Source organism: Chachezhania antarctica, assembly GCF_003646465.1.
GTDB classification, from domain to species: domain Bacteria; phylum Pseudomonadota; class Alphaproteobacteria; order Rhodobacterales; family Rhodobacteraceae; genus Chachezhania; species Chachezhania antarctica.
This window is the reverse complement of sequence record NZ_QZEX01000001.1, coordinates 690,588-713,908: the sequence shown is the minus strand read 5'-3', so window position 1 is coordinate 713,908 and position 23,321 is coordinate 690,588. Positions and strand designations below refer to the sequence as shown.

General features: G+C 64.7%; 21 protein-coding genes and 2 tRNA genes. 3 read left to right on the top strand and 20 right to left on the bottom strand.

What is annotated here, in order from left to right; all coding sequences use genetic code 11:
* Window positions 1–53: 53 nt before the first annotated feature.
* Complete coding sequence (locus D4754_RS03465) at window positions 54–1,538, top strand: inorganic phosphate transporter (RefSeq protein WP_121061481.1); 1,485 nt, start codon at window positions 54–56, stop codon at window positions 1,536–1,538.
* Window positions 1,539–1,549: 11 nt separating this feature from the next.
* Here the strand turns inward: D4754_RS03465 and D4754_RS03460 are convergent, their stop codons facing one another.
* Window positions 1,550–3,193 carry a ShlB/FhaC/HecB family hemolysin secretion/activation protein gene (locus tag D4754_RS03460; RefSeq protein ID WP_163025757.1) on the bottom strand — a complete coding sequence of 548 codons (1,644 nt, stop codon included), beginning with the start codon at window positions 3,191–3,193 and terminating at the stop codon, window positions 1,550–1,552.
* Window positions 3,194–3,229: 36 nt separating this feature from the next.
* Window positions 3,230–4,498 (bottom strand): serine hydrolase domain-containing protein, encoded by a 1,269-nt coding sequence (locus tag D4754_RS03455; RefSeq protein ID WP_240453728.1) that lies wholly within the window; start codon window positions 4,496–4,498, stop codon window positions 3,230–3,232.
* A 211-nt stretch (window positions 4,499–4,709) separates the two neighbouring features.
* On the opposite strand from D4754_RS03455, the gene D4754_RS03450 reads away from it, so the two are divergent.
* Window positions 4,710–5,918, top strand: coding sequence for a serine hydrolase domain-containing protein (locus tag D4754_RS03450; protein ID WP_121061479.1), 1,209 nt, complete (start codon window positions 4,710–4,712; stop codon window positions 5,916–5,918).
* Window positions 5,919–6,058: 140 nt separating this feature from the next.
* Here the strand turns inward: D4754_RS03450 and D4754_RS03445 are convergent.
* From D4754_RS03445 to D4754_RS03385, 13 genes are all read right to left on the bottom strand, one after another.
* Window positions 6,059–6,133, bottom strand: a tRNA-Phe gene (locus D4754_RS03445).
* Between the two features lie 86 nt (window positions 6,134–6,219).
* Complete coding sequence (locus D4754_RS03440) at window positions 6,220–6,438, bottom strand: DNA gyrase inhibitor YacG (RefSeq protein ID WP_121061478.1); 219 nt, start codon at window positions 6,436–6,438, stop codon at window positions 6,220–6,222.
* Window positions 6,435–7,475, bottom strand: coding sequence for a ribonuclease E/G (locus D4754_RS03435; protein ID WP_121061602.1), 1,041 nt, complete (start codon window positions 7,473–7,475; stop codon window positions 6,435–6,437). The genes D4754_RS03440 and D4754_RS03435 overlap by 4 nt, the downstream gene beginning before the upstream one ends.
* Entirely contained in the window at window positions 7,472–8,044 is a 573-nt protein-coding gene (locus D4754_RS03430) for a Maf family protein (protein ID WP_121061477.1), read from the bottom strand. The genes D4754_RS03435 and D4754_RS03430 overlap by 4 nt, the downstream gene beginning before the upstream one ends.
* A 6-nt stretch (window positions 8,045–8,050) precedes the next feature.
* Window positions 8,051–8,269, bottom strand: coding sequence for a translation initiation factor IF-1 (gene infA, locus D4754_RS03425; RefSeq protein WP_005978431.1), 219 nt, complete (start codon window positions 8,267–8,269; stop codon window positions 8,051–8,053).
* An 82-nt stretch (window positions 8,270–8,351) separates the two neighbouring features.
* The gene (locus D4754_RS03420) at window positions 8,352–9,242 is read right to left on the bottom strand and encodes a carbon-nitrogen hydrolase family protein (protein WP_121061476.1); all 891 of its coding nucleotides are present in this window, start codon (window positions 9,240–9,242) and stop codon (window positions 8,352–8,354) included.
* A 35-nt stretch (window positions 9,243–9,277) separates the two neighbouring features.
* The gene (locus D4754_RS03415; protein ID WP_121061475.1) at window positions 9,278–9,547 is read right to left on the bottom strand and encodes an amphi-Trp domain-containing protein; all 270 of its coding nucleotides are present in this window, start codon (window positions 9,545–9,547) and stop codon (window positions 9,278–9,280) included.
* A complete protein-coding gene (locus D4754_RS03410) occupies window positions 9,544–10,908 on the bottom strand; it encodes a metallophosphoesterase (RefSeq protein WP_240453727.1) in 1,365 nt (454 codons plus the stop codon). Before D4754_RS03410 ends, D4754_RS03415 begins: the two co-directional genes overlap by 4 nt.
* A gap of 50 nt (window positions 10,909–10,958) precedes the next feature.
* Entirely contained in the window at window positions 10,959–11,633 is a 675-nt protein-coding gene (locus D4754_RS03405) for a histidine phosphatase family protein (protein ID WP_121061474.1), read from the bottom strand.
* Window positions 11,630–12,724, bottom strand: coding sequence for an HprK-related kinase B (locus D4754_RS03400; RefSeq protein ID WP_121061473.1), 1,095 nt, complete (start codon window positions 12,722–12,724; stop codon window positions 11,630–11,632). The genes D4754_RS03405 and D4754_RS03400 overlap by 4 nt, the downstream gene beginning before the upstream one ends.
* Window positions 12,721–13,605 (bottom strand): GAK system ATP-grasp enzyme, encoded by an 885-nt coding sequence (locus D4754_RS03395; RefSeq protein ID WP_121061472.1) that lies wholly within the window; start codon window positions 13,603–13,605, stop codon window positions 12,721–12,723. The genes D4754_RS03400 and D4754_RS03395 overlap by 4 nt, the downstream gene beginning before the upstream one ends.
* A complete protein-coding gene (locus D4754_RS03390) occupies window positions 13,598–15,235 on the bottom strand; it encodes an aminoglycoside phosphotransferase family protein (protein WP_121061471.1) in 1,638 nt (545 codons plus the stop codon). The genes D4754_RS03395 and D4754_RS03390 overlap by 8 nt, the downstream gene beginning before the upstream one ends.
* 52 nt (window positions 15,236–15,287) lie before the next feature.
* On the bottom strand, window positions 15,288–15,770 hold the full coding sequence (locus D4754_RS03385) for an NUDIX domain-containing protein (protein WP_121061470.1): 483 nt from the start codon (window positions 15,768–15,770) through the stop codon (window positions 15,288–15,290).
* Between the two features lie 71 nt (window positions 15,771–15,841).
* On the opposite strand from D4754_RS03385, the gene D4754_RS03380 reads away from it, so the two are divergent.
* Entirely contained in the window at window positions 15,842–16,969 is a 1,128-nt protein-coding gene (locus D4754_RS03380) for a GAK system CofD-like protein (RefSeq protein WP_121061469.1), read from the top strand.
* Window positions 16,970–16,979: 10 nt separating this feature from the next.
* Here the strand turns inward: D4754_RS03380 and ygiD are convergent, their stop codons facing one another.
* From ygiD to D4754_RS03355, 5 genes are all read right to left on the bottom strand, one after another.
* Window positions 16,980–17,801: a 4,5-DOPA-extradiol-dioxygenase gene (gene ygiD / locus D4754_RS03375; RefSeq protein WP_121061468.1), complete on the bottom strand. Its 822-nt coding sequence runs from the start codon at window positions 17,799–17,801 to the stop codon at window positions 16,980–16,982.
* A 309-nt stretch (window positions 17,802–18,110) separates the two neighbouring features.
* Complete coding sequence (locus tag D4754_RS03370) at window positions 18,111–19,679, bottom strand: class I adenylate-forming enzyme family protein (RefSeq protein ID WP_121061467.1); 1,569 nt, start codon at window positions 19,677–19,679, stop codon at window positions 18,111–18,113.
* Between the two features lie 179 nt (window positions 19,680–19,858).
* Window positions 19,859–19,934: transfer RNA gene (locus D4754_RS03365), tRNA-Trp, on the bottom strand.
* 48 nt (window positions 19,935–19,982) lie between these two features.
* On the bottom strand, window positions 19,983–21,971 hold the full coding sequence (locus D4754_RS03360; protein ID WP_121061466.1) for a TRAP transporter permease: 1,989 nt from the start codon (window positions 21,969–21,971) through the stop codon (window positions 19,983–19,985).
* Between the two features lie 111 nt (window positions 21,972–22,082).
* Window positions 22,083–23,273, bottom strand: a complete 1,191-nt coding sequence (locus D4754_RS03355; protein ID WP_121061465.1) for a TAXI family TRAP transporter solute-binding subunit — start codon at window positions 23,271–23,273, stop codon at window positions 22,083–22,085.
* Window positions 23,274–23,321: the final 48 nt, after the last annotated feature.

Below are 23,321 nucleotides of genomic sequence, written 5' to 3'. Positions count from 1 at the left end.
TACGGTCGGGCAGGGTCCCGAACCCGGTCTTTTGCACCGAACGGGAGCGATGCATGTCACACGACAACCTGGATCCGAGCCACCTGGAAACGCTGGACCGCGACCTGGGCCGTATGACGACGCTGGAGCAGGCAACGCTTTATGTCAGCCGGCCGATGATGGGCTTCGGCATAGCGCTGCTGTTCATCGTGTTCGCGGGCCTGCTGGCGGCGCTGATCTTCGGGGTGACCAACAACACCTTCATCGTTGTCGTGGCCGCCGCCTTCGGCGCCTACATGGCGCTGAACATCGGCGCCAACGACGTGGCCAACAACATGGGCCCGGCCGTCGGCGCCAACGCGCTGTCGATGGGGCTGGCGATCGTCATCGCCGCGGTCTTCGAAAGCGCGGGCGCACTGCTGGCGGGCGGCGACGTGGTATCGACCATCGCGAAGGGCATCATCGCGCCGCAAAACATGGCCAGCACGCAGGTTTTCATTTCGGCGATGATGGCGGCGCTCCTTGCCTCTGCGCTGTGGGTGAACCTTGCGACATGGGTCGGCGCGCCGGTATCGACCACCCATTCCGTCGTCGGCGGCGTCATGGGCGCCGGCATCGCGGCGGCAGGCTTCGGCGCGGTCAGCTGGGGCCAGATGAGCGCCATCGCCGCAAGCTGGGTGATCTCGCCCCTTCTGGGCGGCCTCGTCGCCGCCGGGTTCCTGTGGTTCATCAAGTCGAACATCATCTACCAGGACGACAAGATCGCAGCCGCCAGACGCTGGGTGCCTGTCCTTGTCGGCTTCATGTCCGGCGCCTTTTCATCCTACCTTGCGGTCAAGGGGCTGACGAAGATCGTTGTCATCGACATGGGCGCGGCGCTGTTGATCGGCGCGGCTGTCGCGATCCTTGCATGGCTCATCATGATCCCGGTCGTCCGCCGGCAGTCGGTCGGGCTCGAGAACCGGAACAAGTCGCTGAAAGTGCTGTTCGGCATCCCGCTGATCGTGTCGGCCGCTTTGCTCAGCTTTGCGCACGGGGCCAACGATGTCGCCAACGCCGTGGGGCCGCTGGCCGCCATCGTGCAGGCGTCATCGACGGGGGATTACCTGCACGCGGTGTCGATCCCGCTCTGGGTCATGGTCATCGGCGCGCTCGGGATCTCGTTCGGGCTGTTCCTGTTCGGGCCCAAGCTGATCCGCATGGTCGGCAACCAGATCACCAAGCTGAACCCGATGCGCGCATTCTGCGTGGCGCTGTCGGCGGCGGTGACAGTGATCATGGCAAGCTCGCTGGGCCTGCCGGTCAGTTCCACGCATATCGCCGTGGGCGGGGTGTTCGGTGTGGGGTTCTTCCGCGAATGGTACGCCGAGCGTCGCATGCGCAAGGCCAAGCGCGCGATCCCCGGCCTGCCCGCTCTGCCGCCCGAGGAACGCCGCCGCCGCAAACTGGTGCGCCGGTCGCATTTCATGACCATCGTCGCCGCGTGGGTCATCACCGTGCCCGCCGCAGCGGCCCTGTCGGCGGGTGTCTTCCTTGTGATCCAGGGGATTACCGGCTGAGACGCCCTTGATCAGATCGGAACGGCGAGCCGGAACAGGAACTTGTTGCCCGGATCCTCGACGCTGTCGGACCATTGCCACGGGAACGCGCCGATCAGCTCGAACCTCAGCCGTTTGCCCAGAACGCCCCTGACACCCACGCCGTAGGAAGCAAGGCTTTCGCTGCCCGGCCCATTGCCCGGCGCATCGTACCAGACGGTGCCGTAATCGGCGAAGATGCCGGGCGTGATCGCGGGCAGTGCCGCGAGGCCGGTGGAAAATTCGCGGGTCAGCCCCACCGTGATCGCCGCCCCGCTGTCACCCGACAGCGTGCCGTTGTCGAAGGCCCAGCCATACGGATCGCCGCCAAGCGCGAACTGTACCGCCCCGGGCAGGGCCCGGCCCGAATACTGGGTATCTGCCTTCAGCGAGAACATAGTCTCCTCGCCCAACGCGTGATCGAAGGTCAGTCCCGCGGTCAGGAACCGGAAATCCCCCGGCACGTCGCCCATGTCGATGTCCGAGGCCATGCCGAAGTTCAGACCACCTTCGACACCGTAACTCCCCTTCTCCAACTCCTGGTCGTATTGCAGCGACGCCGTCGCCCAGCGGGTCTTGCTGCGCGAAATCGCATTGCCCAGAACATCGACATCGTCGTTGCGGGCCGTCAGCTCGATCTCGCCCCACAGATTGCGGTCCAGCGTCCGAATGAACGGATAGGACAGGTACGCCGACGCCATGGCCGAGGTCACGTCGATGTCCAGATCGGCATCGTCGCCGCCGGGCTGCTGGCGCAGGTAGACAAGGTTGTAGCCCGCGGTCAGCCCGTTGCTGCCGATGGGATAGCTTTGCGCGAACTGCAAGAGACCCAGCTGGCTCAGGTCCTGCGGCGTGGTCACGCCGGTCATGCTGGTGCTTTCGAACAGCCCAAGCGCGTCGTTGAAATTGGCCTCGGTCGCCAGTTGCAGCGGCCCCACCGTGTCGGAGCCGAGGTTATCGAGCCCGATCATCCCGCCAGTGCGGGCTTGCGCGACAGCCAGCCGCAGAAGTCCGCCACCGGATGCACCTTCGGGACGGACGAACGTGCCCTCGATCTCCAGACCGCCAAGATCGCTCATCAGCAGCAATTCGCGTTCGGCATCCTTCACCCGGATCGGGTGCATCGCCAAGATCCGCTCGATATAGGGCGCCAGCCGGTTGTCGATGTCGGGAATGGCGCTGTCGATCTCGATCCGGTCGACATAGCCTTCGAAGACTTGCAACCGGACCCGACCATCGGAAAAGTCCTGCACCGGCACGACGGTCTTTGAAAAGTAACCGGCCCTGAGATAGGCCGCGTCCACCGCATCGGCGATGCGATAGAGTTGCGCCAGGCTGATCTCGGACCCGATCCGTGCCTGCCAGAGCGGGGCAAGCGCACCCGGCGACAGGGTGATCACCCCGTCGACTGTCAGGGAGTTCAGGCGGAACCGGACGCGCTCGGCCTTTGCCATGTCGATCTGTTCACGCTCATCCTCGACACCGATGGCCACCGATCCCACCTGCGGCGGCGGGGCATAACGTTGCAGGATCGTGGTCTGCCCGGCGACGGCCCGGTCGACATTACGAATGGTCTGCGCCAGGGCCGGCGCCGCAGCACAGGACGCCAACACGGCAAGCCCGATCAGGCGATGCAAATTTCGTGCGCGAAAAGCTGACATGGGCATGACGGTCTACTGCTTCGGCGACGGCATCACAAACGGATGGCCCAGCGTTTCGGCAATCGCTCCGAAAACGCGGCTGGCGGGTGAGGAACAGCTGACATCCGTCGGGTTGCCGGGGAGCACGTCGGCGTCACCACAATCACCGGACGGAATGTCGCTGTTGGCCTGCACAATGACCGTGGTGTCCGAGGTCGTGTCGTAGAACACCGTCGTGTTATAGCCCGGCAGCTCTCCGGTGTGGCCAACCCAACCGTCAACGCAGCCCATCCCAAGGCCATAGCCCGCGGGTTCGGGGAAGGAGGTCAGCCTGACCTCTTGCGTTTCGGCGCCCAACAAGCCCTGCCCCGTTCCCAGCGCCCGACCATAGGTCATGAGATCACCGAGGTTCGAAATCAGCTCTCCCGCGGTCCAGCCCCACGATGCGTTCCAGTGCGTCGCGTTCGAAGGTGCCTCGGGCGTGGCGGCATTGCCTTGCAGAGTGAAGCCCTGCGGATAGGGTTCGGGTATCTCGGTACTGGTGCCGGGCCACAAGGTGTTGTCCAGCCCCAGCGGTGCGAAGATCCGTTCCTCGAAGACGTCCTCGATGCTCTGGCCCGTGACCTTTTCGATCACGAGGCCAAGAAGAACGGTGTTGGTATTGGAATAATTGTATTGCATACCCGGTTCGAAGATCGGCGAGCCGGGGAAGGCGAAGGCCAGCAATTCCTCGGGCGTGTATGTCAGGCTCGGGTCCTCGAAGAAGAGGTCGAGAAATTCGTCAGCCTGGGTATAGCTCATGACCCCGCTGGTCATGTTCGCAAGCTCGCGCAGGGTAACGCGGTCCCCGTTGGGCACACCGTCGATGTACTGGTCGATCGTGTCGTCCAGCGACACCTTCCCTTCTTCGACCAACTGCATCAGCGCGGTGCCGGTGAACGTCTTGGTAACCGAACCAATGCGGGTATGCATGCCCACTTCCATCGGCGCACCGGTGTCCGGATCGGCGATACCCCATGCCCCGGTCCAGTAGCCTTCGGGTGTCAGGACACCCGCGATGAAACCGTGCGCGGCGGCGATCTCCATTGCGCCCTTCACCGCGGCATCGAGCTTTTGCGCCATGTCGTCGGGCAGGCGTTCGGTCGTCATGGCCTCTGTCACCGGGTAGGCCGTCGCAGCGGCTGGATCGGGCACGCAGGCCTGGGCCGCTGCCATTCCGGCGGTCGCGAGTGTCAGCCCCGATACCGCCAGCACGCTAAGGGACATCTGCCCGGCTTTCGACCCAAATTCTTTACATGTCATGACCATGCTCCCGTCCATCGCTGTCCCGCACCCGGCTTGCCCGAAGTCGACCAAACCCGCACACGCTTCCTTACGGTGCTAAATTCAATCCCCGCAAGTTATTTCCCTGCAGGATTGCCTCCACGCATTTTCAATTGACTTGCCAAGGGACGGCAGGAAGAAATTGGGGGAACGGGAAAACCGGGCCGTACACAGTTCAGGGAGAAGACAGATGGGGTTCGAATTCAGCCTGAAACTGCCGCAGGCAAAACGCGCGGCCACCTGCGGCATGGTCCTGGCCTCGATGCTTGGCGCGACGGCGGCCGCCCGCGCCGACACGGCCGAGGAAATCCGCAGTGTCGCCCGCGCCCAGTTCGAGCGGCACAGCCTGAACGCGCTGCTGCTGGAAGTGCGCATCGACGGCGAGGTGGTTCTGACCGAAGCCATGGGCGATGCCATGACAGGCGTTCCCGCAACCACCGAAGGCCGGTTCAGGAACGGTGCCGTAGCGCTGGCCTATGTCGCGGCCCTGGCACTGCGCCTTGCGGAAGAAGGCATTGTCGACCTCGACGAACCCATTGCGAAATGGATGCCGGACCTGCCGGGCAGCGACACGGCGACGATCCGGATGCTGCTCAACATGACGGCGGGCTACCCGGATCACGTGGCCAACGAAGCGGCGTTCGTCGATCCGTTCCTTGAAGATCCGTTCAAGACTTGGACCCCCGAAGATCTGATTGCTGTCAGCCTGTCGACACCGCGGATGTTCGCCCCCGGCACCAACTGGGATTACTCGCACAGCGGCTACGTCATCGCGGGCCAGGTGCTGGAAGCCGCGACAGGCCATCCGGTGGCCGAACTGATGGAGGAGTACGTCCTCGGACCGCTCGACTTGACCGGCACCTACGGTTTCGACACGGCCGAGATCCCGCCGCCCGCGATCCATGCCTTTACCGCCGAACGCGGCATCTGGGAGGATTCGACGTACTGGAACCCGTCCTGGACCATGCCCTCGGGCGCGATCCAGGTGTCGACGATCTCGGACGTGGCGCGCAGCTTCGATACGATCGTCGGCACCGATGGCTTCCTGACGCCCGGCTCCCGCGCCCAGATGATCGATCCGGTGCTGATAGGCTTTGGCACGCCGCTGCCGGGCTGTCCCGGGTGCCATGAACTGACCGAGGCCTTCAGTTACGGTCTGGGCGCCAAGTTGCGAGGAGACTGGGTCTTCCAGACCCCGCAGTTCGGCGGATACGCCGCTGCCGTGGCCACATTGCCCGACGAACGCTCGGAGGCTGGCCGCATCACCATCGCCGTGGCCGTGACCCACAAGCGGGTCTACATCGACAACTGGGAAGGTAACTTTCCCAACCTCGCCACCGAAACCGTCCAGCTGATTGCCGAGGACATCCACCCCCAGAACCCGCCGCCGGGGCGATAGGCTCGACAGCCCAAAACGCCAGCGCGTCGGCCACCCGAGGTTTAAGCGCTGCGTAACCGCGCCTTTGCAAGACGGCCACAAAGCTTCACCTTGAGGTTGGACGCAGGGCTACATGTACGCACATCACGATTTTTGGAAAGTGGTGCCCGGGGGCGGAATCGAACCACCGACACGAGGATTTTCAATCCACTGCTCTACCCCTGAGCTACCCGGGCACGGGGAAGGTCTGACCTTCGGGGTGGAGGCTGTCTAAGCGCTGGAAATAGGAGTGTCCAGAGGCTTTTTCACCACGCCCCCGACGTCAGTGCAACCGGCCATTCGGGCCGTCGTCTTCCCGGTCGTCCGCACGGTGCGCGTCCTCGACGGCACGTTCGAACTCTTCAGGCTCAAGCGGTTCCGCAGACGGGATGGCGTAGCTGCCGGTCATCCATTTGCCCAGGTCGACATCGGCGCAGCGGCGCGAGCAGAAGGGGCGGTAGTCTGCAACGGTTGCTTCGTTGCAAATGGGGCATTTCTTCATGGTTGCACCTCCGACAGCGGGACGCGCCCGCGCTTTCGTTGCAGTTCGAAATTGCCCATCCCGGTCCAGCCGACCAGCGATGTCTCCTCGGGGTCGGCGCGGAAGGCCGACCGCAGGGCGGATTCGACGCGGATGCGGTCCTTCTTGGGCATGGGCGCGAAATCGACGACGATCTGGCCGCCAAGACCGCGCACCCGCAAGGCGCGCGGCAGGGCACGGGCGCAGGCGAGGTTCGCCTTGATCCCCGCCGCCATCGACGTATCGCGGCCCGTGTTCACGTCAACCGCCACCAGCGCGCGGGTGGGTTCGACGGAGATCCACGCGCCGCCTTCAAGGGTTTCGCGATCGCCGCGGGCATGGTCGATCGCGTCGGCCACATCGTGGCTTTCGAAGCAGCCGTCATCGGCGATGATTTCGGCCGGCTCCGACCAGTCGCGCCACGCGAGCATGTGGGGGCCGTCGCCATCGACCAGGCGCTCGGGCTCTGTCCCCGGGTCGGACATCACCTGCTGGGCGAGGCTCAGCATGGCAAGAATGTCTTCGGCGATCTCGGTCTCGTCCGCTTCGGCCGTGGCCGAGCGCAGGACAAGGCCCAGATCGTCGGGCAAGGTGCCCGGACCTTCGGCGATGGCCTCGTGCGCGCATTCCAGCAGGCGGTCGCGGACCTCTTCGTCGCGGATCGACCGCGAGATGTTCAGGCCCGGCGCCCCCGGGGTGACCATGGCGTAGCGGCTTTTGAAGATCACGCGGGTGGTGACGGGGAAGGCTTTGCCCTCCTCGGCATAGGAGGTGACCTGCACCAGCAGCATGTCGCCCGGCGCCAGTCCCTTGACCTGCCGCAGGAAGGCCGGGCCATCCGGGGTGGACAGGAACATCCCGCCCTGCCCCTTCACGGGACGGTCGGCGCGGGCGCGGTAGATCGTGCCAGGTGCCGGCGCAGTGCCCGCGATCAGCAGGTCTTCCAGCCGGCCATCGACCATCAGCGCCGCGGCTTCGCGGTCGCCCATGTGGTCAAGGAAGATCTGACGGCCCTTCATGATGCCCATACTTTCAGTCCGGCCGCCTGCAGGATACCCGCGGTTTCGGCCAATGGCAGCCCCACGATCCCGGTGAAGGACCCCGAGATCCACGGAATCAGCGCACCCGCAGGCCCCTGGATGCCATAGCCCCCGGCCTTGCCCTGCCAGTCGCCGGTGTCGAGGTAGCCCGTCACGTCTGCGTCGGACAGCGCCTTCATGCGGACGGTGCTGACCACATCGCGCTCCCACAGTTTTTCGCCACGACGCACGGCAACGGCGGTGATCACGCGATGACGACGTCCGGACATGGCTTTCAGGAAGGCGGCGGCTTCAGCCCGGTCCACGGGCTTGCCAAGGATGCGGCGGCCCAGGGCGACGGTAGTGTCGGCGCACAGCACGACATCGTCAGGCGCGGCATCGACCGCCGCCACCTTTTCGCGCGCCATCCGCTGGCAGTACGGGCGCGGAAGTTCGTCCCGCGCCGGTGTTTCATCGATTTCGGGCGGGCGTACGGCATCCGGAACCACGCCGATCTGGGCCAGAAGGTCCAGACGGCGTGGGCTGCCAGAGCCCAGGATGAAAGCCACGGGGCTTTACTTGAACCGGTAGTTGATGCGGCCCTTAGTCAGGTCGTAGGGGGTCATTTCCACCTGGACCTTGTCGCCGGCCAGAACACGGATCCGGTTCTTGCGCATCTTTCCTGCCGTATGTGCGATGATCTCATGGCCGTTCTCAAGCTCGACCCGAAACGTCGCATTCGGCAGGAGTTCCTTCACGACACCGGGAAATTCGAGCGTATCTTCCTTGGCCATGGTCTCTCCATATGTGAGGCCCCGCCTTGGTGCGGAGCATGCGCTTAAATGAGCGTGAATGGCCCGGTTTTCAAGGCCTATCTTAACGCAAGGTGACGGAAGTCACCGTAGTCGCCGCAGCGTCCTGTTCGTCCCAATGCGAGCGATGAAGGGTAACGCCGTCGGCACGAACATGTTCCACGGCCGCCAGATCCACGTCGGCGTAGACCCAGCCGGGGGCGTTCAGTTCCCCTTCCGCGATCACGCCGGTGGGCGGGAAACCCGTGTCGGGCGGGCCGAAGATGCCGCCGCAGCCCACCCCGGCCTCGACCGCCGGCAGCCAGGGCACGTCGCCCACGACCGATGACATGGCGACCACGCACTGGTTTTCCATCGCCCGGGCCATCGATCCGATGCGGACGCGGGAATATCCCGTCATCCGTTCGGTGGCCGACGGCACAAGGATCAGGTCGGCATCTTTCAGGGCGCGGCCCAGAAGGGGAAATTCGCTGTCATAACAGATCAGTATGCCAATCCTGCCAAGCGCGGTATCGAACAGCGTCACGCCATTGCGGCCCGGCGCGATGTCCCATTCCTCGCGTTCGAACCGGGTCATGATCTGCTTGTCCTGCGTGCCACATTTCCCGTCGGGCGCGTAGAAATGCGCGCGGTTGACGGGGCGGCCATCGGTGAGGACCGGGACCGACGGCGCCAGCACGTGCACGTCATGTTCGGCGCCCAGCCGGGCGAACAGCGCGTTCATGTCATCGGCACGCTCGACCACTGCGGTGATAGACGCTTCCAGATCTTCTGCCGCCGCGGCACCGGCGAGCGAGGCCAGTTCCATCGAGCCGTATTCCGGGAAGATCAGAAGATCGGCACCGTTACCGGCCGCGTCGCCGACCCAGGATGCGATCTTGTCCTCGTATTGCGCCCAGCTGTCGAGCCAGCCGAGCGGAAAGGTGGCCGCGGCGATCTTTACCAAGCTTGTCATCCCCTTGATTTCGATATGCCCGCCTGTCCCGAAGGTCAGGAAATCTTCACGGGTTTCGATTTGTCGTCTTCGTCCGGGCGTTCGCTCCACGTGACCGAGATGTCGAACCGGCAGGCGCCGTCGCTTTTCTCGCCCCGGATGCGAACCGTCATCAGACCGTCGGGTTCCAGCGTGAAGCTGCCGTCGTCGTCCGAGAAGGTCAATTCGCCCTTACCCACGCCCTTGGTCACGGCCTCGAGCAGCGCCTTGATCGACTTGCGATCCTGCACGGACTGGTGCCGGAACTTGCCGTCTGCCTGTTTCACGCGCGGCCCTCGTACCGTGCGGGGTTGAAGTGCTTGATCGTCGGATAGTCCGAACACAGGCCCAACACATCGCCCGACGGATAGATCAGCGTCGCGCCCACGCCGTGACCTTTCAGGCCTTCCAGCTTGCGGGTGGCACTGTCGAGCGAAACGTCGCCTTCAAGATGCAGCATCCCCGATTTCGCCAGCAGCCTCTGGCCACGGTGGTTATTGACGTGGCCCTGCACGATCATCTTGATGCCAGCGCCCCACAGATCCTCCACTCCGGCTTCGGTCAGGGTCCGGTCGCTGGGGCGATATTTGGTGCGCATCATGTTCACGAGCACACCGAAGTAGAAAACGAACGGATCGCGACGCGCTTCTTCCTTGAAGGCGGCGTTCACCGCGTCGGGGCCGTCCAGCGCCAGCATCCGGCATGCCGCGTCATCCAGCCCGGCATGCACGAACAAGATCGAGCCCATCCGCGTCACCGCCTGCATGCGGTCGTAGAACCACGCCATCTCTCCACCCGGCAGGAACAGCGCCCGGCAGGCGCGGGCGGCGGCCAGCATCATGCGCATGGTCAGCCCGGCCTCGTCGGCGGCTTCCGCGAAGGTCCGGCGCTTCTTTTCGGCGCGCGAAATCTCCCGCGCGCGGGCCTTGCCCTTCATGTACGGCTTGGCGGCACGGTCGAACCTTTCGGCCCAGTTGTCGGCGGGGTACAAAAGCGCCTTCGCCGCGGCCTCCTCCGGAACATCATCGGGGATGCCATTCGGCGCGACGTAGCGGTCATAGACCTCGACCAGCAGCGGCATGGCCTTGCGGCCGAGCCGGATGAACAGGTGTTCCGTCAGCGCCGATGCTTCGGCGTCCCGCCCGCACAAGCCGTGGTCGAGCGACAGAAGCCCCACGAGGAACCGCAGATCGTGATTGCCGGCCAGAAGCTGGACGTCGGCACCCGTATCGATCAGCGCCTTCAGTGCGTCGAGCATATCCAGGTTGCTGGGCCCCTTTTCGAGGCAATCGCCGCCCACGACAATCTGGGCCGCCGCGCCGAACGGGGTCAGCGTGAACCGGCGGGGCGCTTCGGCCTCGCGGCGGATTGCGCCGGCGGCCACCAGGGACCGCAGGAAGCCATCGGCATCGGCGTGCGGGTCGGACAGAAAGATCACCGGCTTTTCAGGGAAGTGCCACGATCCCTGTTCGGACGTGCGACCAAGGCTGGCCGTTACCGATCCGTCGCTGCAGCCGGAATGGTCTTCATCGAAGCTCCACGGCATGACATCGCGCGGCAGGCCGGCGAGATCCGGCAGGTCGTCACCGGCCGTGGGAAGGAAGGCGCAGGCGGCCAAGGCGTCGGTCGGGTCTGTCGAATCGCGCATGTCGGGTTCTCGCTTCTTCACTGACTACTCGACGTGAACGGTTCGCGGCCTCAATCGGTCCGAAGAATGTTCCGTTCTTTCCACTTTCCGGCGATCTTGCGCCACCGATTCGGGGATTCGCGCCCCAGTACCACAGGCCGACCATGAAACATACTGAGAGTTCGGACCTGGTCCAGCGACAGCGCCCCCATCACGTGCGCCGCATGCCGGAATGCCGCGCCATGCCCGATATAGAGCGTGAGCCAATCGGGTTCTGCCGTCGCTTCGACATGGGTCGCGACGCGCGCGCCGGCGCCCAGCAGAGATTCGGCCCCCGGGAACGGCAGACGGTAGGTGCTTTCGGCCTTCCAGCCGGGCGCCGGCACGTCATGGCGGGGATCTTCGGCAAGGATCGCTTCGATCTCCGCCCCCGTCAGGTTTGCCGCGGCACCGACGGAGCGTTCGGTGAGAGCGACGGTTTCGTGGAGACCGGTCACCATGTGGCCGGCGGCGGCAAGACGTTCGGCCATGATCTCGGCCGTCTGCCATGCGCGCAGCAGGGGGGAGCAGTGGAGGACCGGGTTCAGCCTCGTGCCCAGCTCTGCCAGAAGGTCCACGATTTCATCGGCCCCGCGCGCGGCATCTCCCTGGCCCGCCTCGGTCAGCGGATACAACTGCCACGCGCTTGGCGCGCCGTCCCGCTGGCGGTAGGCCCCGTGCCGGATGAAGGCCGCGCGTGCGGTCATTCGGCTTCGACAGAGGAGAACAGCGCCCGCCCCGCATCGGCCAGCGCATCGAAATCGATCCGGCCCGAGATCTCGTAGATCTCCACGTTGCGCAGCGCCTGGACATAGCCCGAGGGATCCGGCTCTTCATCGTCCGACAGGAACGTGCCATCGGCTTTCTGGTGAAAGACCCCGGGGCTTTTCATGATCGCGTCGAGCAGATCGGGGCGGTCATAGAGAGAGACGGAGCGTACCTTGGTGGGCGCCTCGGACTCGTGGCTCCAGTTCAGGACCCAGTAATGGGTGATGTCGGCCGACAGGCTTACCCGGCCCGGCCCGTAGACGGCATCGATATCCAGATCATGCTTTTCTTCGAGAGGCCAAAGATCGGCCATTTCCATCGCCTGCAATTCGTCCCGGCGGTCCGGGGACAGGAGGCCGTGCAGCCGCGGATTGCCAAGGATCGTGCCCGGATTGATCCGCGGCATCTTCGGCACGCCCAGCCCCCGCGCGCAGTCCGTGGCCGAGCGCAGAAGCAGGCGATCATTGGTCACGTAGGACAGCCCGTCGATATCCATCAGGCGCAGGATCGTCGTCGACTTGCCGCCGCCCGACAGGCCGGACACGGCGAGCCCGCGGAAGCCGTCGGTCACGGCCGCCGCATGGGCGATCTGCCAGCCGGCACGGTGTGCCGCGCTCAGGATCTGCGCGTTCACGAAATTGGCGATCTGGTTGGCATTGGCGCTGGCCGGTCCGAAGGCCACGCCGAACCCGTCGCCCTGCAGGAACGCCATCCCGGTGCGGACCTTCCGCACCAGCCGCCCGTCCTTCAGATCGACATAGGCATCCTTGCCCAAGATCCTGTCCGGTCCGCGCGCCCAGTCTTTCAGCTTCGGCAGGTCTGCTACCATCTGCCCGTCGAGGACATCGATGCGGATCGTCTCTTCCGCCGCGTGATCGACAATCGCCGGGGCGAGCGCCTTCAGCATCTCGGTGCGCACCGGCTCCTGACACCGCAGGGTCACATGGACGGGGCCCACCTGAAGGTGCAGCGGCTCAACATCATCCAGCACCGAAAGGTCGAGCCGACCGAGGAGTTTCGCGATCTTCATGCCGCAACCCTTTTCAATACGTGGTCGGCCAGCAGCGATGCCGCATCCAGACCACAGCCTTCCTTCACGCCCCGGAAACCTCCGAAGGCAGAAACTTCGAACACCACCGGGCCCGATGGCGTCAGCGCCACGTCCACCGTGGTGAAATCCAGCCCGAACGGCGCCTGAGCGTTTTTCGCCAGCGCAATCAGATCATTGTCCGGCCGGAACTCGGCGTATTTCCCGCCGCTGTTGATCGTCGTGTTCCACGCCCCGCTGGTCGAGACGCGCGCATAAGTGCACAGGTATTCGCCGCCCAGGAACACCATGCCCAGATCCTGCCCCGACAGGTCCAGCTTCTTCTGGATGTACATCACCGGGTTCTTGGCCGCGAACCCGCTGAGCGCGTCGTCCAGATCGGAATCGTCGGCATCCAGCAGCTCCATCCCCCGCGCCTTGGTGGAGAACAGCGGCTTCAGCACCGCGCCGCCAAACTCCTCGACAATGGCGCGGGCGGTGTCCAGATCCTCGGTCACCCGCGTCGGCGGCATGGGCGCGCCAGCCAGTGCCAGCGACACGGTGCAGGCCAGCCTGTCCATCAGGCGCAGGATCGCATCCGGTTTCGAAAAAACCTTCACACCCTTGGCTTCCGCCACGCGCAGAAGCTCCAGCCGGTCGAGCGCATGGGGCGAATAGGTTTCCGAGATCTTCTTGACCACCAGCCCGTCGAGCGTCGTCAGGTCGAAGCCCCGATGGGTGACCGTCCCCGCACCCAGATCGTAATCGACATGACCCATGTCCACGATGTGGCGGAATCCGGTGCGCTCTTCCAGCGCATCGGCCAAGGCTTCGGTCGACCATTTGCCGGGGATGCCCACGACACCGATACGGGGATTACTCACGGAACAGTTCCTCTATGGGCAGCCGCAGGCGATGCTCCTTCCCTTCCGGGCAAGCCAGCGCCGTGTCCAGCAAAAAGCGCGACCGCTGGAACATGCGGCGGGCATGGGCGCGGTCGAGAACGAAACGGGTAGAGGACGCGAACGACCGCGCAAGCCCAAGGGCCAGCCGGTATTCGAAGGTCGTGTCCTTCTGGCGCCGGGCGAATTTCGCCGTCACCTTGTGATAGTCCTGTGCCATCGCGGCGATCCGGCGGCGAATCGGCACGTCATGGATCTGAAGCCGGTACATCGAGACCAGGAAGACCGACATGTCCTGCACGTAGTCCATGTAGCGCGAGCGGTGAAGGTCGATGAAATGGATCCGCTTTTCCGCCGGGTCGTAGATGATGTTGTCGAGGTTGAAGTCCCCGTGGATGAAGACCGAAAACGGCGCGCCCAGCTTGGCCTCGCGCACGGCGGCCTCGGCCACCAGCTCATTGAACGCGGGCAGCTTCAGCCCGCCGATCCGCGTCCGGCCTTCGTCGAATTCCGGGTGCACGCGCACCACGTCACCCATCCGCGCGGCCAGCTGCTTCATTGATTTCATCTCGGCCGGCTCATCCGTGCGGGTCAGCGTCCAGACATCGCGCAGCGTCTTCGACAACGCGCCCCGAGCCTCGGCCAGCAGCGCGTCGCCTTCGTTCAGCAGGATATGTTCCAGCGTATGCCCCGGCAGGTGTTCGATCAGCAGCGCGGCAGACTTGCCGTTCTTCGCGTAGCTCAGGATCTTGGGCGCGAGGCCGGGGTAGATCGTGTGCCAGCTTTTCACGCCCGCGCGTTCCTCGCGCACCTTGCTGATGTCGCCATCCTTGAAGACAGCCGTCACAGCGGTGTCACCGTCCATCGCCTGCACCGCCGATATCGCGCTGCCCGATTTCGTCTCGGCCAGCGGCTCCATCGTCGGGTCGGCCTTCATGTTCTCGGCCAGAACCGAACGCAGGGTATAAAAGCGTTCGAACTGCACCGACTGGCCGATATTGACGGAAATCAGCGCCTCGCCGATGGATTCCAGCGCGTCACCCATGCGTCGCATCTCGTTCGCGGTCAGCAGGCAGTGGGCCAGGTCTTCGACCTTGTCGCCCTTGCGCATGTCACCCGTGTAAAGCCCGAACAGCTTGCGGTACCTGTCTTCGACTTTCGCCTTCGCCTGCCCGATCGCCACCGCCTCGCGGCTGTCGCGGGCTTCGATGGCGGGCATGACGTTGGCCACCGTCTTGCGCACCAGCTTGATGGCCGAGCCATACACGTCCGACCGAAGCAGTTTCGCACACCGTACCTCTTCCGCGTGCCAGACGCAGCGGCGGGCATGGCGGCTGATCAGGTCCAGGCTGCGGGCGATCAACTCCATGTTTGTGAGCATCAACCGTTCGGATTCCGAAACCTTCCGGCGCGACAGCTTTTGCAGCGACGCATCGTGCACCCGCTGCCGCAGGTTCCACGAGTAACCCGCCCGCATGACCAGGCGCTGCGCCTGCGCCTCGGACGGAGATTTGAAATAGTCCTGGAGCTTGGAAAGCTGGCTGTCGAGTTCCGCGCACAGGAAATGCAGGTTCTCGTCGATCGCCCGCGGCAGGCCGGGCTGGTGTTTCATCTGTCCTCCTCCGGGCGGCACTGCCGACACCGGTATGGGATCGCGGGTCGTGTCATTCTTCAAGCAGGCCCAGATAGACAGACGTGCCTTCCGCGGCAAGAACGGTTCCGTAATCGGGCCGGAATCGGGCCGGCGGCCTCTCGGGCCTAACCCAGACCGTTTCGATCTGCGACGGGTCGGGATGCGGGCCCAGCTGCGGTTCGTAATCCGGGGGCACATCGCACCGGAACAGGAACTCGACCCGGTGCTGCGTGCCACAGGCTTTCGGTTTGTATAGCTCGGAGACATACAAAAGTGGACCGACCGACACCTGCGCGCCGATCTCTTCGGCGCATTCCCGCCGAACGCAGGTCTCCAATGTTTCACCGGGGTCCTGTTTTCCGCCCGGAAGCGTCAGATAGGCGCTCTGCCCGTCACGTTTCTTGAGTTGCGCAAGCACGTATCCGTCGCGCAGGATCACTGCACGCGCTGCCGGTCGAATTGGGTCGAGGAAGCTGTTCAAAATCCCATGCCCCCTTACTGTCCTGTCCGCCATCGTGTTCGGCCAAGTGCCTTGGAGTCCCTGACGTGTCAAACCTTATCGCCGCCAAGTGTGACGGAACAACGATGACCGCCCGCGACGAATGGGCTGCCCCCGAAGACGGCCCGCGCCTTCTGTTCTTCAGCGGTGGCACCGCGCTGAACGGCATTTCACGGCGCCTGAAGGCCTATACACACAATTCCATCCACCTGATCACACCGTTTGACAGCGGCGGTTCCAGCCAGGTCCTGCGCCGCGCCTTCGACATGCCCGCCGTGGGCGACCTGCGCTCGCGCCTGATGGCGCTGGCCGACGAGGCGGTCGAAGGACAGGCGCAGACCTATCACCTGTTCGTGCACCGGTTGGCAAAGGACGATCCTGCCGGGGCGCACGCAGAATACGTCACGCTGATCGACGGCACCCACCCGCTCTTGCTGGATGTTGCGCAGCCTGCACGCTGCGTGATCGACCGCCTGCTCGCCGGGTTCGATGCCCACATGCACCCCGGTTTCGACCTCCGCGGCGCAAGCGTCGGCAACCTGATCCTCGCCGGAAGCTACTTCGAGAATGGGCGCAAGCTGGAACCGGCGCTCGATCTGATGACCGAAATGGCCGGCGTACAGGGCTTCGTCCGAACCATCGTCGACATCAATCTGGAGATCGGCGCCGAACTGGCCGACGGCTCCACCGTGATCGGCCAGCGCGAGATCACGGGGAAGGAGGTCGCGGCCCTGATCCAACCCATCCGCCGCCTGTTTCTTGCCGGGCCAGGGGGTGAAGTGCCCGCAGAAACCGTCCGCATCGGCACAACGAACCGCGATCTTATCGGATCGGCCGACCTGATCTGCTACCCGCCGGGCAGCCTCTACACCAGCGTGATCGCCAACCTTCTGCCCGGCGGCGTAGGCCGGGCGGTGGCTGCATCGCCAGCGCCCAAGGTCTATGTGCCCAGCCTTGGCACCGACCCGGAATGCCCCGGCCTGACCCTGTCCCAGCGCATCGACGCGATCCTGTCCGCGCTACACGCCGACGCCGGCAGTGTCCCCACAGATGCGCTGCTGAACACAGTCCTGCTCGATTCCAGCCTCCATGACCCCGCCGAAGCCGCGGCGCTGGGGCGGCGAGGGATCACGGTCGAGGCCGCAGACCTCAGCCACGACGGCACCCGATACGACCCGGACCTTGTGGCCCGGGCCCTGCTGGCCATGGCCTGACGGCAGAAACCTAAGCGAAGATGAACGACCGCATCGAGGCCGCGCCAAGGTCGATCCCTTCTGCAAAGAACGCCAGGTCGTCGGCATCGTCGGCCAGAGCGGCGGAATAGAGCGCCGGGATGTAATGTTCCACCGTCGGATGGGCCAGCTGCATCAGCGCGCCCAGCTTCGGCGCGTTTACGAAGGCATCGACATCGCGATCCACCAGCCAGTCGGCGGTCAGGGTATCGAACTCTATCGCGAAATCCTGCGCCTGTCCGTCGAACCGCAACGCACCAAGGTTGTGAACAAGATTGCCGCTGCCCATCACCAGCACGCCCTTGTCACGAAGGCCTTTCAGGTCGCGCGCCAGCTCGACATGCTGTTGAAACGACATCTTCAGATCGATGGACAATTGAAACACGGGCACGTCGGCCTCGGGGAAAATCTTCGCCAGCACCGCCCACGCCCCGTGATCGAGCCCCCATTCCACGTCCTCGCCCACATCCGCATGGTCCTTCAGCATCGCCGCCACGGCCCGCGCCGTATCTGGCGCACCAGGCGCCGGGTATTGCTGATCGAACAGAGCCTGCGGGAAGCCGCCGAAATCATGGATCGTCCGCGGCCGTTCCGAGACATGCACAAGCGTCGTGCCCCGCGTCATCCAATGGGCGGAAATCGCCAGCACCGCCTGCGGCTTCGGCAGTGCCTGCCCCAGCTGGGCCCATGCGGCGGTATAGCTGTTGTCGTCGATCACGTTCATCGGGCTGCCATGGCCCAGGAACACGACCGGCATCCGCGGGCTGGCCTTCAGCCCTTCGGTCATCTCGGCGAAACTCACGGTGCGCGGCATTGCTGTGCCCTCCATGCAGGTGCAAGGAACCTAGGCGCGGCCGGGCCTTGCGTCACCCTGCGCCCGGGCAGGGGATCTGTGCAGGAGGAGAGAGCCACCCCGCTCTCCATGTCCGGCGTTGGCGACCGTCGGCTCCGCGCCGGGGGCTCTGCCCCCGCCCTCCCCTGTCGGGAAGGACTCCCCCGGAGTATTTCGGGAAGAGAAGAAAATCAGGAGCGCCCCTGTTTCTTCTCTTCTTCAAATACTCCCGCCGGAGGCATCCGGCAGCGACCCCCGGGCCGGCGTCCGCTCGAAAGTGCCCCCTGACCGTCAGGCCGGTGTCTTCTCCCAGTAGGGCGCGCGCAGGTCCTTCTTCAGGATCTTGCCGATGGAACTGCGGGGCAGGACGTCGCGGATCTCGACGGCCGACAGACGGTGGCTTTTGCCCAGCTTCGCGTTGGCGCGCGCACAGATCTCGTCCGCCGTGGCGGTTGCACTATCTTTCCGGACGATCAGGCCCAGCGGGGTTTCGCCCCAGGCCTCGGACGGCACGCCGATCACCGCGGCGTCGGCCACGTCCGGATCGGCCAGCAGCACCAGCTCCAGGTCATTGGCATAGATGTTCAACCCGCCCGAGATGATCATGTCCTTCTTGCGGTCCGACAACACCAGGAACCCGTCGTCGTCGAAGCTGCCCATGTCGCCGGAGCGAAAGTAGATCTCGCCCGTCGCATCGGTCCACAGGTAATCGCGGGTCAGATCCTCGCGCCCGTAATAGCCGTCCATCATCGCGGTGCCGCGGCCGCAGATCTCTCCGATCTGGCCATGAGGCACCTCGTTCCCGTCCCCGTCGATCAGCTTGATCGTGACGCCTGGGCCGGGCTGGCCCACGGTGTGGAGCTTGTCGGGATGCGCGCCCGTGTCGAGCACGGTGGTCGCGCCGCCTTCGGTCAGGCCGTAGTATTCAACGAGGTTCCCGGGGAAGCGCGCAAGAACGTCGGCCTTCACATCGGCCCGCAGCGGCGCGGACGTCGACAGTTTCAGCTGCATCGACGACAGGTCGAAACTGTCGAAATCCGGCACGTCCATGATCCGCTTGTACTGGACCGGTACCAGCATCGCGTGGGTGATCTTCTCGCGTTCGACGATCTGCAGCAGGCCGCGCGCGTCGAATTTCGGCATCAGGTGCACGGTCGCTCCGCCGACCAGCGTCGGCAGGAACGCCACGATCGTCGTGTTGGAATAAAGCGGCGTCGACAGCAGCGTCCGGGCGTTCTGATCGTAGCCGTTGATCGACACCCGTTCCATCTGAACCGCGCGCATCCAGTGGGAATGCAGGATCCCCTTCGGCGTGCCGGTGGTGCCCGAGGAATAGATGATGTTGAACGCGTCAGACATCTCGACCGGGATCATCGGGTCCGTGTCGGGGGCGGCGGCGGTGATGTCGTCGTAGGTTTCAAAGCCTTCGGCCGCGAAATCGATGGCGATGCGGCGGACGGGGTGCGCATCCAGGGACGACGCCACCAGATCGCGATATTGCTCTGCCAGGAACAGGATGGGCGCGCCGCAATCGGTCAGCATCTTTTCCAGCGCATCGGGCGAGGCCATCGTGGACAGGGGCGTCACGCAGCCTCCCGCACGCAGGATGCCCATGAACAGTTCCGCAAAGGGGATCGAGTTCGGCGACAGGATCGCGATGTTGTCGCCACGCTTCAGGCCGCGCTCCAGCAGCATGTTGGCCACACGGTTCACGCGGGCGTCGAACTCGGCCCAGTTCAGCCGGGTGTCGCCGCAGACCACTGCCTCGGCCTCGGGGTGTTTCCGGGCCGCTTCGCGGACCAGCTGGACCACGGTCACCGTGGGCCGGTTTTCAGGTGTTGCCGGTTTGATCGTCGCCATTGTGGTGCCTCCCTCGCCGGCGGACTTTCCCGCCTGCGCCCGCGCAATGCAAGGCTTACGTTTGTCAGGAACGCGACGGGAGACGGTCTCCGGAACAGACCATGGCTGGGCTGAAAGCTCTGCGGTGTTGACTGCGCGATGAAGGAACCCGGCACACCCGCCGCCCTGGGCGGGGCCGATGGCAGGGGCAGCAGGGTTCGAACCCGCGACCTACGGTTTTGGAGACCGTCGCTCTACCAGCTGAGCTATACCCCTTCGGTGACGTGCTGCTTAGGTATTTCCGCCGATATCGTCAACCGGATATCACGGGTTTTGACGCGTCGGGATGCGGCCGGAGCCGCCCCCCGCGCCCGCCTTGTTATCGCGCCAGACCAGGAACATCAGCAACGCCGACACCGCCCCGCCGACCAGCGTCGTCGTCAGACCCGGAAAGCTGAAGGCGAAGCCAGCTACCGCCAGCGGCGCCCGCAGCCAAGGTCGCACGAGTCCCACGCCCAGAAGGTACCCTTCCAGCCCGCCGGACAAGAGCACGATCCCGATGATGATCGACGGCAACACGTAGATCAGCGGTGTCAGGTCGCCTTGCAGCACCAGCGCCGGCTGGAACAGGAAGAACAGCGGCACGAAGTAGATCACCACCCCCAGACGCATCGCCGTGAACGAGGTCTGCATCGGCTTGGCCCCGGCAATCGTCGCCGCAAGGAACGCAGCCGCACCCACAGGCGGGGTGATGACCGAAAGCATCGCGTAATAGACGATGAAGAAGTGCACGGCGACGGTGTTCAGCCCGCCCACATTGATGATCGCAGGCGCCAGCGTCACGGCCAGGAAGATGTAGGCCACCAGCGCCAGCCCGGCCATGCCCATGATGAAACATGCCAGCACACCGAAGAAGATGATCATGTAGATGTTGCCACCGCCCAGGTTCACCAGCCCCGACGTGACAGACCCGGTCACCCCCGTGATCGTCAGCGCGCTGACGACGAAGGCGATGGGCAGGATGATTGCCGCCGTCTGCGTCACGAGGATCCCGATCTGCCGCAGGGTTGCGAATAGCCGTTTCGGCGTCATCCGGGTTTCGGGCCGCAGGAAGGACAGCAGCACCAGCAGCACGCAGGCGTACCACGGCGCGTAATATTCCCATCGCATGTACAGCAGACCCCAGACGAGGAAGGCCAGCACCAGCAGGAATGGCCAACCCTTCAGCAACACCTTCCGCGCCGACGGCAGGTTGGCATCCGGCATTCCGTGCAGACCCTTGCGGGCCGCATAGGCATCGACCTGCAGGATCAGGCCGAAATAGAACAGGAGCGACGGCAGGATCGCCGCCAGCATGACAGTGGCGTAATCCACGCCGATGGTGATCGCCATCACGAAGGCAATCGCGCCCATGACCGGCGGCATGACCACCCCGCCGGTCGAGGCACAGGCCTCGATCGCCGCCGCGTAGTGCGGCGGGTAGCCCACCTTCTTCATGGTGGGAATGGTGATCGAACCCGTGCCCGCGATATTGGAAAAGATCGACCCCGACAGCGACCCGAAGAACCCCGACGCCACGATCGATACCTTGGCCGGACCGCCGCGATACTTGCCGAAACCCGCATTGGCGAGATCGATGAAGAACTCGCCCGCGCCGGTCGCGATCAGGACGCCGGCGAAGACAAGAAAGCCCAGAACGATTTCCGCGACGATCTTCGTGGTGATCCCCATCATGCCTTCCGCGCGGAAGACGTGGGATTCGATCATCACGTTGAAATCGTAGGGAATCCCCATCAGGATGCCCGGGAAGTAGGACGCCACAAGCGGGTAGAGGCCCAGAAGCAGCACCACCAGCAGGAAGGGAATACCGCCCGACCGCCGCGCGATCTCCATCATCAGCAGCCAGATGACGATACCCATGCGGATATCCGTCCAGCCCGATTGAAGGATGTCCCAGGCATGGGTCGAGAAATAGTAGCAGATCCCCATCACCACCACGGCAGCGGCAACATCGTAGATCGGCACGTTCCGCTGGCCCGGCCTGGCAGGCAACGCGATGAAGGCGGCCGCGGTGAACAGGCCGATGAAGATCCAGTAGTACTCGCCTTCCAGCATCCGCTGGCCGCCGATGGGAATGCCGAACACGTAGGCAAGGCCCAGCGCCAGCCCCGACGTGCAAAGCACGACAAAGACGATGCTCCACAGCGAAAACAGGTCACCCAGGCGGGTGATCTCGGACGACGGCGTGGCGTCCTTGGCGGCCTTGGCGGCGGCAACGTCGCCCGCCGGCACGGATTGGTCTATCTGGGTCATCACTCGATCATCCGCGTATGAAAGGCGGGCCGGCGCGCGCGGGAAACGCGGCGCCGGTCCCGGAATGGGGGCCAGCCTGTCAGCCAGCCCCCTTGGGGAGGTTGGTTCAGCTCAGAGCCGCGAACGAAGACCGTCGAGACCTTCGGTGTGCTTGTTGAAGATCTCCAGGTACTCTTCGTTCTGGAAATCGGGCGTCACGCGCTTTTCGCGCGCTTCGTCCAGCGCGGCCTGACGGGCGGCGACCCAGATATCCATCTTCTCGATGGCTTCCTGGTTGTTCGCATCGTCTTCTTCCGACCATTCGCCGATCTCTTTCAGGTACTTGACCGTACCGGGGTGGACCGGCAGCGGCGTGCGGTCGAGATAGGCGCGGAACTGCTCCAGCGACATGCGCGTGGCCAGCGGGTGCGTGCCTTTGTAGCCGTCGAAGGATTCATGCATCCACTTCGCCATGTTATAGGCGAAATCCTCGTCCGCATCGGCCGGCACGGCATAGAGGAAGTTCGACGTCGCGCCTTCGACACCTTGCGCCGTCTTCACGCCGAAGGTGATCTCGGTCGGGACAAGCATCGGGCGGTCGCCCAGGTAGGCTTCCCAGCCTTCCTCGTTATCCAGGGGCAGGTCCAGCCAGCGGATCCCGCCCGGCGCGCCTTCCATCTCGGACAGGACCGAGCTGATGGGCGAGCAATAGGCGATGTCCGACTTGCCTTCGACGACCGAGCGGCAGTTCTCGACATAGCTGGACGCGGGCACGTAGGTGATCTTTTCCTGCGCCTCTTCCGGCGTCATGCCGACAAAGCGCGGCAGCGATTCGGCCACTGTCGCCGTCATCGCGGGCGAAAAGATGCCCTGGGTCACGCGCACGCCGCCCTTGGTGATGTCCTCGATGGTCTGGATGTCGGAATCGCCGGCAACCACGAAGGACCACGGCGTGTCGTTGTGGTGCCACAGGATCCGCATCGGTGCAGGGTTCGAACCGGCATAGCCGCCGATCCCTTCAACCTGGTAGCGCATCTCGGCCGACGACACGGACGACACGTTGATGTCGCCCCGTTCGGTCAGGCGGCGGTAGCGCTGGGTTTCGCTGTCCTCGGGCACCACGCGCACGGTCACACCGGTGTCTTTCTGAAGCACCGGCGCCCAGCCGTTGGTCGAGGCGAAGCTGCCGGACGACGTTCCCGGCGTGCCGATCACCAGAAGGCGCGGCCAGTCATAGTCCTGCGCCGCGGCGGTCGAGACAGAAGTGAAAGCGCCAGCGGCTGCGATGATCGAGCCGGCGGCAAGCCGGGTGAATGGGGTCATGAAGTCCTCCCTGGGCGCGAACGATCCCCGGCGGTGGCGGCTTGGCCA

What these genes read in the sequence shown, in the direction of transcription:
- D4754_RS03465 (WP_121061481.1), top strand. Translation starts at nt 54, where the DNA reads ATGTCACACGACAACCTGGATCCGAGCCACCTGGAAACGCTGGACCGC.
- D4754_RS03455 (WP_240453728.1), bottom strand. Translation starts at nt 4,498, where the DNA reads ATGACATGTAAAGAATTTGGGTCGAAAGCCGGGCAGATGTCCCTTAGC.
- D4754_RS03450 (WP_121061479.1), top strand. Translation starts at nt 4,710, where the DNA reads ATGGGGTTCGAATTCAGCCTGAAACTGCCGCAGGCAAAACGCGCGGCC.
- D4754_RS03440 (WP_121061478.1), bottom strand. Translation starts at nt 6,438, where the DNA reads ATGAAGAAATGCCCCATTTGCAACGAAGCAACCGTTGCAGACTACCGC.
- D4754_RS03435 (WP_121061602.1), bottom strand. Translation starts at nt 7,475, where the DNA reads ATGAAGGGCCGTCAGATCTTCCTTGACCACATGGGCGACCGCGAAGCC.
- infA (WP_005978431.1), bottom strand. Translation starts at nt 8,269, where the DNA reads ATGGCCAAGGAAGATACGCTCGAATTTCCCGGTGTCGTGAAGGAACTC.
- D4754_RS03420 (WP_121061476.1), bottom strand. Translation starts at nt 9,242, where the DNA reads ATGACAAGCTTGGTAAAGATCGCCGCGGCCACCTTTCCGCTCGGCTGG.
- D4754_RS03410 (WP_240453727.1), bottom strand. Translation starts at nt 10,908, where the DNA reads ATGCGCGATTCGACAGACCCGACCGACGCCTTGGCCGCCTGCGCCTTC.
- D4754_RS03405 (WP_121061474.1), bottom strand. Translation starts at nt 11,633, where the DNA reads ATGACCGCACGCGCGGCCTTCATCCGGCACGGGGCCTACCGCCAGCGG.
- D4754_RS03400 (WP_121061473.1), bottom strand. Translation starts at nt 12,724, where the DNA reads ATGAAGATCGCGAAACTCCTCGGTCGGCTCGACCTTTCGGTGCTGGAT.
- D4754_RS03390 (WP_121061471.1), bottom strand. Translation starts at nt 15,235, where the DNA reads ATGAAACACCAGCCCGGCCTGCCGCGGGCGATCGACGAGAACCTGCAT.
- D4754_RS03385 (WP_121061470.1), bottom strand. Translation starts at nt 15,770, where the DNA reads ATGGCGGACAGGACAGTAAGGGGGCATGGGATTTTGAACAGCTTCCTC.
- D4754_RS03380 (WP_121061469.1), top strand. Translation starts at nt 15,842, where the DNA reads ATGACCGCCCGCGACGAATGGGCTGCCCCCGAAGACGGCCCGCGCCTT.
- ygiD (WP_121061468.1), bottom strand. Translation starts at nt 17,801, where the DNA reads ATGCCGCGCACCGTGAGTTTCGCCGAGATGACCGAAGGGCTGAAGGCC.
- D4754_RS03370 (WP_121061467.1), bottom strand. Translation starts at nt 19,679, where the DNA reads ATGGCGACGATCAAACCGGCAACACCTGAAAACCGGCCCACGGTGACC.
- D4754_RS03360 (WP_121061466.1), bottom strand. Translation starts at nt 21,971, where the DNA reads ATGACCCAGATAGACCAATCCGTGCCGGCGGGCGACGTTGCCGCCGCC.
- D4754_RS03355 (WP_121061465.1), bottom strand. Translation starts at nt 23,273, where the DNA reads ATGACCCCATTCACCCGGCTTGCCGCCGGCTCGATCATCGCAGCCGCT.